Raw genomic sequence first — 18,277 nt, 5'->3', positions numbered from 1 at the left:
AGATACGTATAAAATTTTTACTTATGCACAAGCAGCTTCGCATCATTACCAGCAGGCGTTTATCAGTTTGTCCTTTCAGTAGGTCATTCTTTCCGCCATCAGTTCCAGTTTCTCCTATTGCCTTTAGTCGCCATGCCAGGCGTTTGCCGGTTCATTACCATCCGCTTCCGGGTGTTGCAGTTTATCACATGCCTTGCGGTGGTTGGCTTTGGTGCTTTCCATCAGGTCGCCGTCAGTTATCAGCATTACCCTTTTAGGGGTAGTGCTTTTTTCTTTTGATGATAAGCTACCAGCTTACAACGCAGCGACCCTACGCAGCCCTTAATTGACCATACGGACACAATTTGAAACACCGCTTGACTGCAATTTATTTCCTACATATCAGCAATATGAACCGTATATGATTGCACCATTTTTGAAAACAAATGCAAAGCAAAGCAAGGAATTGCGGTGAAATTTAGAGATGATTGCTGCATGATTATAGGGTGAGCAGCGAGGGGAGAAGGCATAAAAAAAGCCCCACCATTACGGTAAGGGCAATTTTTACAATGGAAATCATTTAGAAAACCTCATTAACTCTTAAAGCATTACCTGAAGAAAAAAGGTAATAATTTGATCCTACCTGCTGATAAAACTCTATGCCAATACAATTTAAAACGCTAACCGATGCAGTCATGGTTGGAGTGCCAGGCAATGCAGTTGTTATAGTTGTTGCCGCTGTGACTGCGTTCAAATCCAAGTATGGTGAATATTGAACATCGGCAAGCTCGTTCAACGCAATATCAGTTGGCTCATACTTTCCGGTAGTATCATTGTAAACCCAATCTGAAACAACTGCAATAGCATTTACCAAACGGAAATGTGTTGCACCTGCCGGAGCATTTACAAGGTTAGCCGGGTTAAAAGCAGGAATGGTGAATGTTGCACTATCCCTGGCTGCGTTATTTGCAAGTGTATAGGGAGCATTAAATAATCCTGATAAACTCAGATTTGCGTCAAACTCCAAACCGGTCAAATACTGCCTCTGTGTTGAAATTTCTATTGCCCTTCTTCCTCTTGCCTCTGATTGATCTTCCAGGTTAATTTGTTTCATGATTGCTGTTAAGCGACCAGTTAACCGAGGATCTGAAAACTGTTTGATGATTTGAGAAAGGGCAACCCTTACAGATTTTGCGGCTGCAGCAGAGCCACCAAATTCATTCATGTTTTCACGGGTTCTGATAAAAGCCGGATCATTGTTTATTTGTTCCGCAGACGGTCCACCTGCCATTCCTGCGAAGTCACCATCAAGCCCCTTAATTTTAAAATGACGAACGCCACCCATAGTGCCGTTGTATTTTACTAAACCTGTTTGCCTTGCCACAATTATAAAATTTTTATTGTTTTAAAATGAGTACCTGAACAATACAAAATTAAAATTACTTTTGTTATAAGTATTTGACTATCAATAAGTAAAGCAATGCAATTTGATGCTATCGCACCATATTTAACTGAAGCTCACTTTAAGATCACTAAGGTTTTAGATGGAGATAGCTTTATGGTGCAAAACATATTTTCCAAAAAGGAAAAGGAAGTTCGGTTGTACGGTCTTGATGCACCGGAGAATAAAAGAAACAGAAAGCTAATTGAAGATGAAAAGAAAGCAAGGGTAGCAGGTGAATTTCTAATTGAACTTGGAATGAAAGCCACAGCCTTTGCAATAACGATTGCTCCGCCTGGAACAAACATTACTTTGATAACTGAAGAGAAGTATTTTTTCGATTTTTATAAACGCCAATTGGCGTATATCATTTTGCCTGATGGAACTTGTTTGAATGAAATATTGATTGCAGAAGGTTATGCAAAATCAGTGAGTGAATATTACTGTTCTAATCTTCCAAAATATCAGCAGCTAAACTTCGCTGCAAGGCAATCTGCAAAGGGATTGTATGCTTTTGTAAGCAACTTTTAGAATGTTTCCCATATGTTTCCCACTAAATGAAAAATGCCTCGTAAATTGTTGATTTACAAGGCATAACGTAAATTTAAGCGGACCGGACGGGACTCGAACCCGCGACCTCCGCCGTGACAGGGCGGCATTCTAACCAACTGAACTACCGATCCGTTTTTCCCCTTCAATTCAACTATTAGTTGTTATTTTGGGAGTGCAAAGATAAGGGTAAACGTTTTGCCCAACAAAACTTTCTTAAAAAAATTTCTACACTTAATTTTACCCTTTCAACCGTTAAATATGCCAGAATACCCCAATAGACAATTCTTAAATTTTGAGCAGCCCATTAAAGATTTATACGAGCAGATCGATCAGACTAAAAAACTTGCAGATAAAAATACGAAGGTTGATTACACACACACCATTATTCAACTACAGGATTCTATTATAGAGAAAAGAAGAGAAATAACAGAAAACCTTACCCCATGGCAACGGGTTCAGCTAAGCCGGCACCCTGATAGACCATATACTCTTAAGTATATAGATAAGATGTCCACTAACTTCATCGAACTGCATGGAGATCGTAACGTAAAGGATGATAAGGCTATGGTGGGTGGGTTTGCCCAGCTGGCAGGGGAGACGGTAATGTTTATCGGTCAGCAAAAAGGTATTAACACAAAAATGAGGCAACTGCGAAATTTTGGTATGGCTAATCCGGAAGGGTATCGTAAAGCTTTACGTTTAATGAGATTGGCAGAAAAATTTAATAAGCCTGTGATCACCTTAATAGATACTCCTGGTGCATTTCCCGGAATGGAAGCTGAAGAAAGAGGTCAGGGTGAAGCAATAGCCCGAAATATTTATGAAATGATACGGTTGAAGGTGCCGGTAATTTGTGTAATTATCGGCGAAGGCGCAAGCGGTGGGGCGTTAGGAATTGGTGTTGGCGATAGAGTTCTTATGTTAGAAAATTCGTGGTACACAGTTATTTCGCCCGAAAACTGTAGTTCTATCTTATGGCGAAGCTGGGACATGAAAGAAACTGCAGCAGAACAACTGAAGCTAACTTCTGATAATATGTTTGAATTTGGACTGGTTGATGGTGTAGTACCAGAACCGGTAGGGGGTGCGCATTGGAGTTACGACGAAGCAGCTTTAATTCTTAAAAATTACCTTGTTCCTATAATTAAAGAGTTAAAGCAAATAGATCCGGCGGAAAGGGTTAAACAAAGAATTGAAAAATTTGGTAAAATGGGCTTTTGGGAAGAATTGCCACAATAATTAAAACTAATAATTGCAATGTCATTACGAGATACATTAAAAGGTACAGGTGTAGCCCTGGTTACTCCTTTCAAGGAGAACGAGGAGATCGATTTCGAAGCTTATGGAAAATTAATAGATTTTGTTATACATGGTGGAGTAGAATACCTGGTAGTATTAGGTACTACAGGTGAAACGCCTACCATAAGCAAGGCAGAAAAAATAGAAATTTTACAGTACACTTATGATAAAGTTGGCTCAACAGTTCCTATCGTAGTTGGCATTGGAGGTAATAACACTAAAGAGGTTATCAACGACATAGAAACTTATCCGCTGCAGCATGCTGCCGCCATATTAAGTGCAAGTCCTCATTACAGTAAACCATCACAAGAGGGGCTGTTTACTCACTACAAGCTACTTTCGGAAGCTGCTTCTAAGCCGATCATTTTATATAATGTTCCCGGGCGTACAGCTAGTAATATCGCCGCCGACACTACTATTCGGCTTGCTAATGAATGCTCTAATATCATGGGTATAAAAGAAGCAAGTGGTAATATGATTCAATGCTTTCACATTTTAAAAAATCGCCCTTCAGAATTTTTGGTTACCAGTGGAGACGATCATCTGGCATTGTCTTTAATTGCTGCAGGTATGGATGGGGTAATCAGTGTTGCTGCCAACTGTTTTCCCAGAGATTTTTCTGAGATGGTAAGGCTGTGCCTGAGAAGCGAATTTAATTCGGCAAAAGGCCTTTTATTTAAAATGCTCCAAGGGTTCGATTTGCTTTTTGTAGAAAATAATCCGGCCGGTGTAAAGGCAGTTTTGGCCGAGCTTGGCATTATAGAAAATTATTTACGATTGCCTTTAGTTCCGCTAAGTGCAACGCACCACAATAAGGTTAAGGAATACCTTGAAAGTTTAAAAATATTTCAGGCGCTTTAAGCGCCTTTTTTAATGCCGGTAGTAGTAGCTCATCTTCCTGCATTAGTTAAAATGCAATAGGAGGCTCTTTTTGGGCTATTGTTAATAGAAAACGTTTTACAAAACCGTTTAATAAAAGTCAAAAAGAGATAGACAGTACAAGTGTGCGACGCAACAAAAGCTTCCGGGATAGCCATTCTGCCTGGCACCACATTATACTTTTTGTATGGATCTTTTTTTTCAATACTACTTTGATCCTGATACTTTTTGGGTAATCTCGGTTGCTGGCTTTTTATTGAGAAAATATTTTTAATCCCGTCATTTTTACTTCTATCATCATTCTTGCGTCGCTCACTTGTACTTTTTTTGTTGCTCAGCCCTTAAGTTTTGCATTCATCAAGCTAAGGTTATTATTTAATTATGACGAAGAAGACCAATAGTAATTGGCCGAATGGGTTGGCATAATAATTAACTAGCATTCTTAAAACCAACATGAAAAAGACTCTATCACTACTTGTTAGTTTTATTTCCATCACTGTTTGTGCTCAGGAGAAAATAATAGCCGAAAGGCCAGGTGAGTCATTATCCCCGCAAACAGTTTCAAAAAAAAGCTTTCAGACAGAAATTGGCTTTCGGCGAACAAGGGAAAACGAGCAAGATGAGGTGTGGCAAAATCCGGATGTATTACTTAGATATGGCTTAGTGAAAAGGTTGGAACTGCGGGTTGAGACTACTTTGGAGAATGAAAAATTGGTATCGGAAAATGAGTTTAAAAATGGATTGAAACCGCTAGAGCTGGGAGTGAAATTAGCTTTGTTGGAGTCGAAGAATGAAAAGTTTTCTTCCGCAATAATGGGACAGATTGGCCTTCCAAAAGTTGCATCTGCTGATCATCAGATAAACAAAGCGTATAATAGAATCAGGTTGCTGTTTGAGAATAAGTTATCTGAAAAACTAAAGCTGCAATATAATGTAGGTTCGGAATGGGATAGCCGCGACCACCAACAAAATTGGATGTTCTCCTTCACTCCGGAATTTGATATTTCTGAAAAATGGGAAAGCTTTATTGAAGTGTTCGGATTTGCACAGAAAGGCAAAGCGCCTGAAGACGTTTTTGATGCCGGTTTTGCTTATTTCGTTTCAAAAAATTCGAAACTGGATGTAAGCGGCGGCGTAGGATTAAACGAAGAATCTCCGCACTATTTTGTTGCTGCTGGTTTTTCATTTCGCTTCGGAGGAAAAAAATAGTTCTTCATTTTTTCAACCGGGATCATTACCGTTTCAATTGCCTGGGTGCATATTCGAAGTATACCAAATCCTTTATCTTGCCGTTTCTCAAATCATTATTATGCGGCTAAGTGTAATTTTCTCCCTTGTTCTTTTAATGTCATTAAAGACCTCAGCTCAACGCGTTTTGAAAAGAATAGCCGTTGAGGCAGGTGTATCAGATAAGTTAGCGCAACATCGAAAGTCAACAATATCTAAAATTCATTACGACCTTAAACTAACCATCCCTTCTCAAAAGCAACAGGCAATTACTGCATCAGAAAGTATAGTACTAAACTTGTCTGAAAATGAAGTTTCGTTACAAATTGATTTTAAGGAGGAACGTGACCATTTAAACACGCTGTTGGTAAATGGCAAGGATGTTTCGATCGTTTTTATAAATGAACATATTGTTATCGATCCTAAATTTCTAAAAATTGGTAGCAATTCTATTGCAATCAATTTTACTGCAGGAAATTTATCTCTAAACAGAAACGAAGATTTTCTTTATACGCTTCTTGTACCTGATCGTGCCCGAACTGTCTTTCCTTGTTTCGATCAGCCTGACCTAAAAGCCACATTCAATTTATCACTCACTATTCCTAAAGAATGGAATGCGCTTAGCAATGCGCCTTTGGCTGATTCTTCCATCGCGGCTGGTAATAAAACTTTCAATTTTGTTCAGTCTGATACTATCAGCACTTACCTCTTTTCATTTGTTGCCGGCAAGTTTGGTTCGGTAACAAAAAACGTAAATGGAAGAGCCATGAATTTCTATCATCGGGAAACAGATACCAATAAGATTAATTTTAGCACTGATTCTATTTTTCGTATACATGGCGATGCTTTAAATTTTTTGGAAGAGTATACCCAGATATCTTATCCATTTAAAAAGTTTGATTTTGTTGGAATTCCCGATTTTCAATATGGTGGAATGGAACACGTAGGGGCGATCGACTATAAAGCGTCGAGTTTATTTTTAGACCAGGGCGCTACCAAAGACCAGGAAAATGCAAGGGCAAATTTAATAGCGCATGAAGCGTCTCATATTTGGTTTGGTAACCTGGTAACTATGCATTGGTTTAACGATGTTTGGATGAAAGAAGTCTTTGCAAACTTTATGGCTGATAAAGTAAGCCAGGCAAAAAGTAATTATGACCTGAAGTTTTTGATCGATCATTTTCCTACAGCCTATGGAGTCGACAGAACGTTAGGTGCAAATCCTATTCGTCAGCAGTTATCCAATTTGCAGGAGGCGGGCACCTTATATGGCAACATCATTTATCACAAAGCACCTATAATGATGCGGCAATTAGAGCGATTGATGGGGAAAGATGCCTTTAGAGATGGCTTACGCGAATACCTGGCAAAATATAAATTTAGTAACGCAACATGGCCTGACTTAATTGCCATATTAGATTCTCGTACGAAAGCGGATTTGAACACATGGAATAAGGTATGGGTAAATGAAGCAGGACGACCAGTTATAAGTTACCGTCTTGAAACAAAGAACGGTTTTATATCAAAACTTACTATTAGCCAGCAGGGAGAATATGTGCCTAAATTAATCTTACCGCAGTTATTTGAGATTGCATTGGTATATGCTGATACTGTAGAAGAGTATACGGTAGAATTAAACAATTCTCAATTAGTGTTAGAAGCTGTCAAAGGCAGGCCGAGACCGCTATTTATACTTTTTAATTCATCGGGGCAAGGTTACGGTTTGTTTCCAATAGAAAACAAAATGCTGGATCATTTGACGGAATTAAAAAATCCGGTGATGAGAGCAACAGCGTTTATTAATTTATACGAAAACATGCTAAGTAGAAAAGGGATAAAACCGATGCAATTGCTCGGTTTATATAAGTCTGTATTATCTAAAGAGGCTGAAGAGCTTAATCTTAGACTAATTACAAATCACATCAGTGATATATTTTGGAGATTGATTTTACCTGCAAAAAGAGTTGAAATTGGGCGTAGCCTTGAACAAAAACTTTGGCAGGCAATGAAGGCTGAAACAGCTGCCAATAAAAAGAAATTACTGTTTAAGACTTTTCAAAGCATTGCGCTAACAGAGCCTGCAAAAGACACTTTATACAAAGTTTGGAAAGATGAAAAAGCGCCCACAGGAGTTAAGCTAACCGAAGACGACTATACATCGCTGGCCTTAACATTGGCGGTAAAAAATTACCGGGCAGCCGGAATTCTGGAACGACAATTAACACGAATAAAAAATGTTGACAGGAGAAACAGGTTAGCATACTTAATGACTCCGCTTTCAAACGATGCTGCAAAAAGAGATGCTTTTTTTGCTTCTTTAAAAGACGAAAAAAACCGGGACAAAGAAGCATGGGTGGCAACAGCTTTAGATTATTTACATCATCCATTAAGGTCTGGAACGTCGAAAAAATATCTGCCACAAAGCCTCGAGCTTTTACAGCAAATTCAGTTGACAGGAGACATCTTCTTCCCGACTGCTTGGCTTCAGTCAACTTTTGGTTCTTATCAATCCCCGGAAGCAGCAAATGTTGTCAGGGCATTTTTAAAAACTCATCCTAATTACCATCCAGGGTTAAAAGCCAAAATTTTGCAAGCAGCAGATCCTTTATTTAGAGCAGAGAAAATTATTTTACAGAAATAATACTTCTCAAGTTAAAAGAGATTTTCAATGCCAGTTAAGCCTTTTTTCAGTTTAATTTTTTGTTTTTCAAATTCAACAGGTCTTGCCACAGCCCGATATATTTCTTTCGATACTTCGCATCGTCTTCCGCTTCGATCAATCGGAGCGCCGTCTCCTTCAGCTTGTCGTCGTTTAGTCTGTCATAAATTTTTCTAAATACTTCTAAAATATCGTAGCGGATCAAAGTGCCATTCTTTTCATTGACGCACTCTATAAATCTATTGGTTAAACTTTCTACTACCTTAATTTTTAGATCTTCACTCACTATGGCAATTTTCCATAGGCTTTGCAGGGAGTGTCTCGCAGTTACGAACTTTTCATCCTTTGTTACAATTAATAACTGTTCAAAATCTTTTAGCATTCGCTTTTTCGGGTCGCTTTTTGCCAGGTTGCTCAATAACTGCACAGCAATGGCGCGTTGGTGATTATCTCCTGTTCTTGAAAGATCCAATAATTCGTCCCATACCTCGTACGCCCAGTCAACTTTTTCCTGTATTTTCTTTGTTATAAATTCATAGGAAGCATAACGTAGATTAGCATCTTTGCTATGAAGGTTAGCGAAATATTTGACACTGGTTTCATCCATATTGAACGTTTTATTATTCTTTTAAAAATACAACAGAAGTCTTTGCTCTTTGCCGTAAACAACCAGGATCATTTAAATTAAAGTATTCAATCCCGTAATTCCCGCGGTACAATATTTTCTTTATGTAATCTGCTTAAATCTTTATAGGAAATGCAAAAGACTATACACAATGCAGTAAATGTTGAAGTCATTGATGAGGAGTTTTACATGCCCCAGTTAGACAGGCACCGGCGCATTTGGGTGTACAAGCCCACCGGGTATTTTCAAACCGATAAAAGATACCCGGTTGTGTATATGCACGATGGGCAAAACCTTTTTGATGAGGCGATTGCATTTGGCGAAGAGTGGGGAGTTGATGATACCCTAAACAGTATGCTTGCAGAATGTATTATTGTAGGTATTGACAACAGCGAACATCGAATGACGGAATACAATTTTAACGATCATACTGAGTTTGGTGCCGGTGAAGGACGAAAATATATTCAGTTTATCGTCGACACACTAAAACCGGTAATTGATTTAAATTTTAGAACTAAGCCAGATCGTTATCACACCCAAATAGCCGGTAGCAGTATGGGGGGACTGATTTCTTTGTACGGTGCCATGTACTATCCCATAACTTTTGGAGGAGCGGGTGTGTTTTCACCATCATTATGGCTGGTGCCCGATGCTAAGGACCAGCTAAAATTGGTAGCAGAGGCAAACAAAAAATATCCACAAAGGTTCTATTTCTACGGCGGGGCGAAAGAAGGAGAAAATATGGTAGGCCATATTAATACAATAGCGAATTTGCTAAAAAAATACCCTTTATATGAAGTTGATGTAGAAGTCGATCCCGAGGGAGAACATCACGAATATCATTGGAGAAATAAATTCGCCGATTATTACAATTGGCTTGCAACCGGAGTGATGCTGGAAGAATAGACATTCGGGCACAATGCTAAACCAGGTAAGGAAGCGACATTCCTTTAAATACAACCAGTCGGCGGCCGGGCTGCCAATTGTTCTACCACCACAATCACCGTCGCTACGTTCGCTATATCACCTAATTGTTCAAATTAAATTGATATCCATCACTTTCTTTCCCGAAAGCCGTTTAGAGTAGCAATTGTTGTTACTCGAACAAGAAGTATAATTTTTTTATGATGAAGTAGCAGGAGTACAACAGGAGATAAATTAGAAAAATAATTGGGGCACATATTACCAGCCCTAAAGATCTGTGCAACCCTTCTTTTAAGATAGCTTTTGACATACAGAAATTGGATAAAAAGATTGATTAAAAATAAATATTAACAGCCACTCCAAAATATCTTTAGTTCGCTTTTAACAGCAAATAAAACTCCATCCACCAATTATTGTTCCTGTTCCAGGCAAATGTGGAAAATGAAAGCAGAAGAAGGTAAATTGCGCTCACTCAATGCATTAACTTACCAAATACTTTTATTCTCCGGGCTCTTGCCGCGATGAATACTGTCCCGCGGGTCAATTTTTAACTGAATAAAGAAGTATAATTTTAACTCTTATGAATGATCGAATTACTTGCCTTCGCCACAATATGCCTGGCCACTTCCTGTTATCAGTAACGTTTCAAGTATTTTTTTATTCTTTTCTGCGGTTGCTTCCAATAATTTTTGTCATCATTTTATCAGGTTATACTTCATCGGCACAATTAAGGGCTTCCGTTGTTAAGGTTGATATCTCGCCCACCGACTCCCAATACCTCGTCGGTTATGGCGAGCGAAAGTCTACAGGTATTCACGACCGCATTTATCACCGCATCGTAGCTCTCGATGATGGTAAAACCCAGTTTTATTTGATTTCATCAGAAATCTGTCTTTTTTCTCCTTCCGAATATGATAACGTTGTTACTAAACTTCAAAAGCAGCACGGCATCAATCCTTTAAATGTATGGTGGTCTGTTACGCATACGCATTCAGCTCCCGAAGTTGGCCCGCCTGGTATTTACGGTGTTTACATGGGCAATCGCGTTCAACACTCCATTGATACCGCCTATACTTCCATGATAGAGCGAACTTTGATAAATGGAATCGTGGAGGCGAAAAAAACGCTTGTTCCTGCGCGCCTCGGTGTGGGCTGGGGATTTTCACAAGCTAATATCAATCGCCGTGCTATAGATGTTGATGGAAAAGCTTCTCTTGGCCTAAATCCCGACGGACCGGTTGATCGCCGTATTGGTTTGTTGCGGCTCGATAAAACAGATGGAAAACCCCTTGCCTTAATTGCCAACTACCCCATTCACGGAACTGTGCTGGGTGAAAAATTTTTGCAGGTAAGTGGTGATGCGCCGGGTATTGTGTCAGAATATGTAGAGGCGAAAATTGGAGCACCTGTTCTTTTTATCAACGGAGCTGCTGGTAATATTGCGCCCATTTATAGTGTCAATCCAACACCTGCCGCCGGTCATTTAAGTCAATTTAAAGTGCTGCTGGGCGATAAGATTGTAGAAGCGAATCGAAAAATTGTTTTTACTACCGATACCGTTAAATTGTTTACTGCATCGCTTACCGTTGAAACACCGCGGAAGCCGGGATTAGGATGGTCAGCAGACATGAGCAAGTACACAACAACTAAAGCCGGTATTAACATGGTACGGCTTCCCATCCGGATGTTTAAGATTAATGAGGATGTAGCAATCTGGAGCGCCCCTGTTGAACTTTTTTGTGAAATTTCAAATGAGATTCGTGACCGTTCTCCATTTCCTTACACTTTTTATTTTGGTTACACCAATGGTTGGTTTGGTTACTTGCCAAATGAAGAAGCCTGGCAACATGGAGGTTACGAAGTAGAAACTGTTTCTCCCTTTACCTCGTCAGCAGCAAAAGATGTAACAGAGGCTGTCGTCAGTTATCTGCAAGGGGAAATGAAAAATACTCAGCCTCCAATGAAGGGCAAAATGAAGAAATAGAGAGGTTAGGAGTAGATTAATAAATATAGGTGTAGCTTATTGCAGAAATTTGATGGAGATTTTTCGTTGCCATACAAAAGAGTTTCTATTAAACATTGTTGCGTCGCACTCGTGTACTTTTTGTTTTAAATTCCCCGAAAACGATTGAAAAATTTTGAAATAAAATGAGCAGATACTGTAATCCTGTTAGACACATAATATTTTATCTGCTAATTATTTCAACCGTAATTATTATTAGCTGGAAAAATTATGAAACCAAGACCAAGGGAGGAGGTAAAGAAGCACTTTCAACTTTTGAATTAGAACCAGGTTTTAAAATTGAGCTTGTTGCCGATGAGCCATTAATCTCTGATCCTGTCGACATGGAGATTGACGAATACGGCCGTATGTATGTAGTTGAAATGCATGGGTACCCTTTAGATAAAGCCGGATCGGGGAAAATAAAACTGGTAACAGATTCCGATGGAGATGGCCGCATGGATAAAAGCACTGTTTTTGCCGATAGCTTAACCTTACCTAATAGCATCCTTCGCTGGAAGAAAGGTGTAATAGTAACCGATGCTCCTTATGTGTTTTATTTTGAAGACACCGATAACGATGGTCGCGCCGACGTTAGAGATACATTACTCACTGGCTTTGCTTTATCTAATCCGCAACATAACCTTAATAACCCCGTTTACGGAATAGATAATTGGATTTACTTAGCTCACGAAGGAGCCGTAGGTACCCAATCTTATAAAGAAGAATTCGGAGACCCCGGAAGTGAAGTGTACTATCCTCGTCATCCTGAAAGTCCACGTTTAGCCAGAAATGCCAGTGGCCGTTCCGTTCGCTTTCAACCCGATAAGTTTTTGCTGGAGACAGTATCAAGTAACACCCAGTTTGGCCACACCTTCGATGCATGGGGCCACTATTTCCTTGTTAGTAATGCCAACCATATTTTTCAGGAAGTGATATCAGCATCCTACCTGAAACGCAATCCCGAACTGGTAGTTTCTAATGCTACCCAATCCATATCAGATCATCAAAATGCTGCTGAGGTTTTCCCTATTACCAAAAATCCACAGCACCAGTTGCTAACCGATGTTGGTGTCATCACTTCAGCCTGCGGCATCACAAGTTACCTCGGTGGTGCTTTTCCTGCACCTTTTAACAATGTCACTTTTGTAGCAGAGCCTGTAAGCAACCTCGTTCATGTTGACAGAATAAAAGAAAATGGAGTAAGTTTCACTGCAAGCCGTAGTCATCCAAACAAAGAGTTTCTTGCTTCAACCGATTCCTGGTTTCGCCCGGTAAATATGTATGTCGGTCCCGATGGAGCTTTGTACATCGTTGATTACTACCGGCAAATCATCGAACATCCGGAATGGATGGGGGAGGAGGTGGTAAAATCAGGTAAACTATACAACGGATCAGATAAAGGCCGTATCTATCGTGTTACCCTTAAAAATGCAGCTCCTGCCGCATGGATAAAAGGCCTGAGGTTAGGAGATTTTAGTACAGGTGAATTGATACAGCAACTTGCCAATCCTAATATCTGGTGGAGATTAAATGCACAACGGTTGTTGGTAGATCGTTTAGACAAAAAAGGGGTTCCCGAACTTATTCAGATGGCTGGTAATACAAAATCTCCTTACGGTCGTTTACACGCCATGTGGACTCTGGAAGGCTTAGGAGAATTAACTACAGGAGTGATTGAACAAGCCCTAAAGGATCCCATTGCAGGTGTACGGGAAAATGCAATAAAACTTGCTGAGCTACATTTTTCCCATTCTCCCGGATTGCAAACTTTATTATTAGCATTACGGGATGATCCGAATAAGAAAGTAAGATTTCAACTGCTCTGTACTTTAGGGTCGGTTAATACACTTGAAGCTTCACAGGTTCGCAATACACTTTTATTTAGAGATTTAAACGAACCCTGGGTACAGGTAGCTGCTTTGTCGGCAGGAGGTTCGCACTCTACTGCATTATTAAAAGCAGTAATAGACAGTTTCAGGAATACTAATCCCGCTTACACATCTCTCGTCGAACGGCTCAGCACCATGATTGCAACGAGTGAAAAACCTAAAGTCGTTCGTCAACTTGTTCAGCAAGCAGTAGCCCGGGGAACCGGGAACGCTGCGATTTGGAAAGGAGCGCTGTTGAAGGGGCTTAGCCGGGGTATTAAAAACGAACAATTAAAAACCGCTCTAAAGGAAGAACAAGGGCAACTCTTAAATGCCTTGTTTGCAAATTCCTCTAAACCCGTTCGGGCTGGCGTTCTGGATCTTTTTAAAGTGATCGGACTCGAAAGTAATGCGACAACAGATAAAGCAAAAACATGGGCTGCCGCTCTTGCCGGTAACCCCCAACAGCCAACGGAAAAAAGAGTAGAAGCCATCCATTTTATTGCGCTGAGTAATCCCGCTCCTTATGCCAGTTTGTTGAAAGACTTAATTTCTTCTTCCGAGCATCCATCTATTCAGGTAGCTGCTATGCAAACATTAAGTGCATTGGCAGGAACTACTGTTTCTCAATACCTTTTAACCAAATGGACAGATCTCACTCCTGATATCCGCAATGAAGCCATCAATACTTTTCTAACCGATACGGCAAGAATTACAATATTATTAAATGCCCTTGAAAAAGGCACAATTCAAAAATCAGCAATAGGATGGCCGCGAAGCGTGAGGCTAATGGCACAAAGAGACTTTAGGCTTCGAGACAGGGCAAGAGCACTGCTTACGAAAGATGAAAGTGAAAGCATGAAGGTTAATAAAGATTACCAACCCGCCCTTAGCTTAAGTGGCAATGCTGTAAATGGTAAGCAAATTTTTTTTAGGAATTGTTCAGGCTGCCATCAAATCAGGGGAAGCCTGGGAGTAGAGTTCGGACCTGATCTTGGAACAATACACAATTGGTCAGCTGAAGCAATTATGGCAAATATATTGGCGCCCAACCTCTCCATTTCAAGTGGCTTTGATCTCTGGACGGTTGAACTGAAAGACGGCGGCTCGTTCCAGGGAGTAATATCAACGGAGACGCCTACAGCTATCACGCTAAAGAATGCTGGCAACGAAATAAGAACTATCAAACGTTCTGAGGTTAAATCTCTTAAATCGCTTAATATGTCTTCTATGCCCGGCGGTTTAGAAAAGCAAATCAACCAGCAGCAGATGGCTGATTTAATCTCATATTTAAAGCAGAACAAATGAAAAATTAAAGCGGAAAGGGAACTGGTTCTTCAACTCCAGTACAAAGACCTTTACTCATTAGCAACTTCAGTTTCTTTTAGCTCTATTTCTTTATCATTAAACAACATTACGCCCCCCTCCTGATCATGGTCTTTCAATTTATTTTATTAACTATTCTTGTTTAATTATTTTCGTTAAAATACTTAAAATGGAGTGGTTTAAATGTTTTCTTATAGTTTGTAGTCTTACAAGTTCAACTATTGCAACTGCACAGGCAGAAAATGAAATACAGGTATATGCTTCTCCAACAATAGGAGAGAAAAGAACGATCGCGGAGCTTCATAATAACTACACTTTCAATGGCTCTAAAAATTTGGCGGATCGTAAATCGGCAAGGTGGGTAAACCACACTTTAGAAATCACACGCGGATTAGCTAAAAATGTTGAAATTGGCTTTTACACATTTGTTGCTTTATCTCCCAACGGAAAATATCAATATTTAGGAAATCAAATAAGGCCAAGAGTTACGGCACCTGAAAGATGGAAGCTTCCTTTTGGTGCAAGCCTGTCTGCTGAATTTGGTCGCTTTCGTGACAATGTTTTTATTCCTTTTTATTGGCAGGGTGAAATTCGTCCAATCATTGATAAAACATTTGGAAGTGTGTACGCGTCCTTCAATCCTAACATTGATTTTGTTGTTTCAGGTCCAAATAAAGAGTGGGGTTTTTCTCCGCAATTCAAAACGTTTTATAACGTTAAACAAAAAGTTGGTTTGGGTGTGGAATATTATTCTGGCTTGGGAAGTTTCAATAACTTCCGGCCGGTAGCGCAACAAGAACATTTACTTGGACCCATGTTCGATTTACTTGCTTATCCCGACTGGGAGTTACAGACAGGATTTCTTTTTGGCTTAACACCAAATTCCAATCAATCAATATTTAAACTACTCATAGGCAGAAGGTTTTAAAAAAGTATCGGAAACACTAACTTGTACTTTTTCTGGAAATAAATTTATTATGAATGCATTTCTGGTATACCCGCTGCAAGTACTAATGCTGTTAACGCTAACCTTACAACTGTCGGCACAAGGTCAAACTATCATTGGAACGGTAAAAGACGGAGTAACTAAACAACCGGTTCCCGGTTGCAGCATTTCACTGTTAAATACAAGAACGGGCACAGTCGGCAATAACGAAGGAAAGTTTCGAATTAAGATACCAGCGGGCCTCATTTCTCCCCGGCTTGTTATTACTTCATTAGGTTATACCGGTGAAACGATACAAGTACTTGTAGAGAAAACAAATTATGAAATTGAATTGAAACCTGCCTTAGGTGCAATGAACGAAGTGGTCGTTACAGGTGTTTCAAAAGCAACATTAGTGAGAGAGAATCCTGTTTCGGTTTCTGTTGTTTCTGCAAGGCAAATAGAGCAAGCGACGGAGAGTAACATTATTGATGTATTTGTAAAAAATGTTCCAGGTTTAAATGCGGTTAAAACGGGTCCGAATATTTCAAAACCATTTATACGGGGTTTGGGCTACAACAGAGTACTAACCCTTTATGATGGCATACGACAAGAAGGGCAACAGTGGGGGGATGAGCACGGAATTGAAGTGGACACATATAATATTGAAAAAGGAGAAGTAATAAGAGGGCCGGCAAGCCTTATTTATGGTTCTGATGCCCTTGCTGGCGTTGTAAGTTTATTACCTGCCATGCCGGTAAATACCGAGGGGAAGCTAAAAGGTAAATACTTTTCAGAATATCAAAGCAATAACGGATTAATAGGAAACGGACTCAGGCTGATTTCTGGTAGCAGGAAGGTAAGTTTTGCTTTACGAGGTTCTTATCGCGTAGCAAAAAATTATAAGAATAGTATCGATGGCAGCGTGTACAACACAGGTTTTCGTGAAGCGAATGCTTCTGGCAGTATTAAGTATACGGGCGATGAAGGATACTCTGTATTAAATTTTACCGTGTACAATAACCGACAGGGAATTCCGGACGGAAGTCGTGATTCGGTTACAAGAAAATTTACAAAACAAATGTACGAAGGCAGCGCAGACGATGTAACTACCAGGCCCTTCGTTACCCATCACGAACAAAACTCTTATCATCTAAGTCCTTTACACCAGCACCTTCAACATTATCGTATTTACACCAATAATCATTTCAGGTTTTTAAGGGGGGACGTTGACTTTCTACTGGCATTGCAACAAAATGTCCGTATCGAGTTCAATCACCCCTCTGCACCAAAACAGGCAGGAATGTATGTTCGGCTAAATACCTTCAACTATGGATTTAACTACAATGCTCCAACGCTTTTTAATACAGATTTCACCTTTGGCTTAAATGGAATGTACCAGGGTAACAAAAATAAAAATGCCACCGATTTTCCAATTCCAGATTATAATTTGTTTGATATCGGTAGTTATGTTCATGCCAAATGGAAGAAAGACAACTGGACAGTAAGTGGTGGGTTTAGGTACGACAGACGTGTGTTGAGGGGCAATAATTTTTATACCAACACAAATAGTGTAACTGGTTTTGACCGCCGGGTTTTTTTACCTGATACTGTAGGGGCATACTTACAGTTTCCCTCTTTTACAAAAATATTTTCCGGAAGTTCCATGAGCCTCGGGGTTACCTATCAGCTTACTGAGCAATTTAGTCTTAAAGCAAACGTAGCAAGGGGTTACAGGTCACCAAGTATTACTGAGTTTGCTTCTAATGGCCTCGATCCTGGAGCACACATTATTTATTTAGGAAATCGGGATTTTGTTCCTGAGTTTAGTCTGCAGGAAGATGTTGGAGCCGAAGCTCATTTTAAAAATTTTTTAGCTACAGCAAGCATATTCAATAATAACATTCAAAATTATATTTACCTGACGCAGGTAACTGATGCAAGCGGTAATCCATTAACCGATGCTCAAGGGAATAAAACCTACCAGTATCAGCAGTCGTCAGCGCAGTTGTATGGCTTTGAAGCGACGATTAATATTCAGCCCTCCATTTTGAAAGGTCTTTCGTTTGATAATGCTTTTTCTATTACTTATGGCTACAACAAACAATCAAACTTCAAGGGGAAAGGGGTAAATGGAGAGTATTTGCCGTTAATTCCTCCTTTAAAAATTATTAGTAGCATTAGTCAAATTTTAAAGCCAAAATCAAAAACGATTGAAGCGATCAATTTAAAGGTGGAAGCAGAAGTAAGTGGTTCGCAAAACAGATTTTTAGCGTTGAATAATTCCGAAACTGCCACCGCTGGTTTTGCCTTATTAAACATCTCGGTAAACACGCAGATTAAATATTCGGAAAATCAGCTTTTGCAACTACAGTTTCAAATCAACAACTTATTTGACAAAGCATACCAGTCCAATTTAAGTCGGTTAAAATATTTTGAGTATTATACCAGCTCCGCCAATGGTAAATTTGGAATATTTAATATGGGGAGAAATATTTGCTTAAAGTTGATTATGCCTTTCTAAAAGGGGTTTTGTTGCAGTTTTTGAGACAGGCTTGCGAGTGGGCC

At 39.6% G+C, this 18,277-nt stretch carries 13 protein-coding genes and 1 tRNA gene; 10 read left to right on the top strand and 4 right to left on the bottom strand.

Translation table 11 applies throughout. From position 1 onward, the window contains the following. Positions 1-123: 123 nt before the first annotated feature. A complete protein-coding gene (locus JWR87_RS05925) occupies positions 124-246 on the bottom strand; it encodes a hypothetical protein (RefSeq protein WP_297816839.1) in 123 nt (40 codons plus the stop codon). Positions 247-559: 313 nt separating this feature from the next. Next, the gene (locus tag JWR87_RS05920; RefSeq protein WP_297816836.1) at positions 560-1,363 is read right to left on the bottom strand and encodes a hypothetical protein; all 804 of its coding nucleotides are present in this window, start codon (positions 1,361-1,363) and stop codon (positions 560-562) included. 96 nt (positions 1,364-1,459) lie between these two features. Between JWR87_RS05920 and JWR87_RS05915 the strand changes: the two genes are divergently transcribed. Next, a complete protein-coding gene (locus tag JWR87_RS05915) occupies positions 1,460-1,951 on the top strand; it encodes a thermonuclease family protein (RefSeq protein ID WP_297816834.1) in 492 nt (163 codons plus the stop codon). A gap of 78 nt (positions 1,952-2,029) precedes the next feature. Here the strand turns inward: JWR87_RS05915 and JWR87_RS05910 are convergent. Continuing rightward, positions 2,030-2,103: transfer RNA gene (locus tag JWR87_RS05910), tRNA-Asp, on the bottom strand. A 127-nt stretch (positions 2,104-2,230) separates the two neighbouring features. Between JWR87_RS05910 and JWR87_RS05905 the strand changes: the two genes are divergently transcribed. The 4 genes from JWR87_RS05905 (at position 2,231) to JWR87_RS05890 (ending at position 8,018) form a co-directional block, all read left to right on the top strand. Next, positions 2,231-3,211: an acetyl-CoA carboxylase carboxyltransferase subunit alpha gene (locus JWR87_RS05905; RefSeq protein ID WP_297816831.1), complete on the top strand. Its 981-nt coding sequence runs from the start codon at positions 2,231-2,233 to the stop codon at positions 3,209-3,211. Between the two features lie 18 nt (positions 3,212-3,229). Beyond that, the gene (gene dapA / locus JWR87_RS05900; protein ID WP_297816828.1) at positions 3,230-4,132 is read left to right on the top strand and encodes a 4-hydroxy-tetrahydrodipicolinate synthase; all 903 of its coding nucleotides are present in this window, start codon (positions 3,230-3,232) and stop codon (positions 4,130-4,132) included. Between the two features lie 471 nt (positions 4,133-4,603). Then, positions 4,604-5,359: a transporter gene (locus tag JWR87_RS05895; protein ID WP_297816826.1), complete on the top strand. Its 756-nt coding sequence runs from the start codon at positions 4,604-4,606 to the stop codon at positions 5,357-5,359. A 100-nt stretch (positions 5,360-5,459) separates the two neighbouring features. Next, positions 5,460-8,018, top strand: a complete 2,559-nt coding sequence (locus tag JWR87_RS05890) for a M1 family aminopeptidase (protein WP_297816823.1) — start codon at positions 5,460-5,462, stop codon at positions 8,016-8,018. Between the two features lie 46 nt (positions 8,019-8,064). Here the strand turns inward: JWR87_RS05890 and JWR87_RS05885 are convergent, their stop codons facing one another. Continuing rightward, on the bottom strand, positions 8,065-8,643 hold the full coding sequence (locus tag JWR87_RS05885; protein WP_297816820.1) for a hypothetical protein: 579 nt from the start codon (positions 8,641-8,643) through the stop codon (positions 8,065-8,067). Positions 8,644-8,793: 150 nt separating this feature from the next. On the opposite strand from JWR87_RS05885, the gene JWR87_RS05880 reads away from it, so the two are divergent. The 5 genes from JWR87_RS05880 (at position 8,794) to JWR87_RS05860 (ending at position 18,233) form a co-directional block, all read left to right on the top strand. Continuing rightward, positions 8,794-9,567 carry an alpha/beta hydrolase-fold protein gene (locus tag JWR87_RS05880; protein WP_297816818.1) on the top strand — a complete coding sequence of 258 codons (774 nt, stop codon included), beginning with the start codon at positions 8,794-8,796 and terminating at the stop codon, positions 9,565-9,567. 598 nt (positions 9,568-10,165) lie between these two features. Then, on the top strand, positions 10,166-11,569 hold the full coding sequence (locus tag JWR87_RS05875) for a neutral/alkaline non-lysosomal ceramidase N-terminal domain-containing protein (protein ID WP_297816816.1): 1,404 nt from the start codon (positions 10,166-10,168) through the stop codon (positions 11,567-11,569). Positions 11,570-11,733: 164 nt separating this feature from the next. Then, positions 11,734-14,766 (top strand): PVC-type heme-binding CxxCH protein, encoded by a 3,033-nt coding sequence (locus JWR87_RS05870; RefSeq protein ID WP_297816815.1) that lies wholly within the window; start codon positions 11,734-11,736, stop codon positions 14,764-14,766. A 187-nt stretch (positions 14,767-14,953) separates the two neighbouring features. Continuing rightward, entirely contained in the window at positions 14,954-15,712 is a 759-nt protein-coding gene (locus JWR87_RS05865; RefSeq protein ID WP_297816812.1) for a hypothetical protein, read from the top strand. A gap of 49 nt (positions 15,713-15,761) precedes the next feature. Next, positions 15,762-18,233 (top strand): TonB-dependent receptor, encoded by a 2,472-nt coding sequence (locus JWR87_RS05860; protein ID WP_297816810.1) that lies wholly within the window; start codon positions 15,762-15,764, stop codon positions 18,231-18,233. Positions 18,234-18,277 lie beyond the last annotated feature (44 nt).

The organism is Segetibacter sp. (assembly GCF_025963695.1).
Lineage (GTDB): Bacteria > Bacteroidota > Bacteroidia > Chitinophagales > Chitinophagaceae > Segetibacter.
The sequence above is the reverse complement of the archived record's forward strand: the minus strand, read 5'-3'. Positions and strand labels throughout refer to the sequence as shown.

Bases quoted from the DNA above. Each gene is read 5' to 3' on its own strand.
- JWR87_RS05880 (WP_297816818.1), top strand. From the start codon at position 8,794: ATGCAAAAGACTATACACAATGCAGTAAATGTTGAAGTCATTGATGAG.
- dapA (WP_297816828.1), top strand. From the start codon at position 3,230: ATGTCATTACGAGATACATTAAAAGGTACAGGTGTAGCCCTGGTTACT.
- JWR87_RS05925 (WP_297816839.1), bottom strand. From the start codon at position 246: ATGCTGATAACTGACGGCGACCTGATGGAAAGCACCAAAGCCAACCAC.
- JWR87_RS05890 (WP_297816823.1), top strand. From the start codon at position 5,460: ATGCGGCTAAGTGTAATTTTCTCCCTTGTTCTTTTAATGTCATTAAAG.
- JWR87_RS05865 (WP_297816812.1), top strand. From the start codon at position 14,954: ATGGAGTGGTTTAAATGTTTTCTTATAGTTTGTAGTCTTACAAGTTCA.
- JWR87_RS05870 (WP_297816815.1), top strand. From the start codon at position 11,734: ATGAGCAGATACTGTAATCCTGTTAGACACATAATATTTTATCTGCTA.
- JWR87_RS05860 (WP_297816810.1), top strand. From the start codon at position 15,762: ATGAATGCATTTCTGGTATACCCGCTGCAAGTACTAATGCTGTTAACG.
- JWR87_RS05875 (WP_297816816.1), top strand. From the start codon at position 10,166: ATGAATGATCGAATTACTTGCCTTCGCCACAATATGCCTGGCCACTTC.
- JWR87_RS05895 (WP_297816826.1), top strand. From the start codon at position 4,604: ATGAAAAAGACTCTATCACTACTTGTTAGTTTTATTTCCATCACTGTT.
- JWR87_RS05915 (WP_297816834.1), top strand. From the start codon at position 1,460: ATGCAATTTGATGCTATCGCACCATATTTAACTGAAGCTCACTTTAAG.
- JWR87_RS05905 (WP_297816831.1), top strand. From the start codon at position 2,231: ATGCCAGAATACCCCAATAGACAATTCTTAAATTTTGAGCAGCCCATT.
- JWR87_RS05885 (WP_297816820.1), bottom strand. From the start codon at position 8,643: ATGGATGAAACCAGTGTCAAATATTTCGCTAACCTTCATAGCAAAGAT.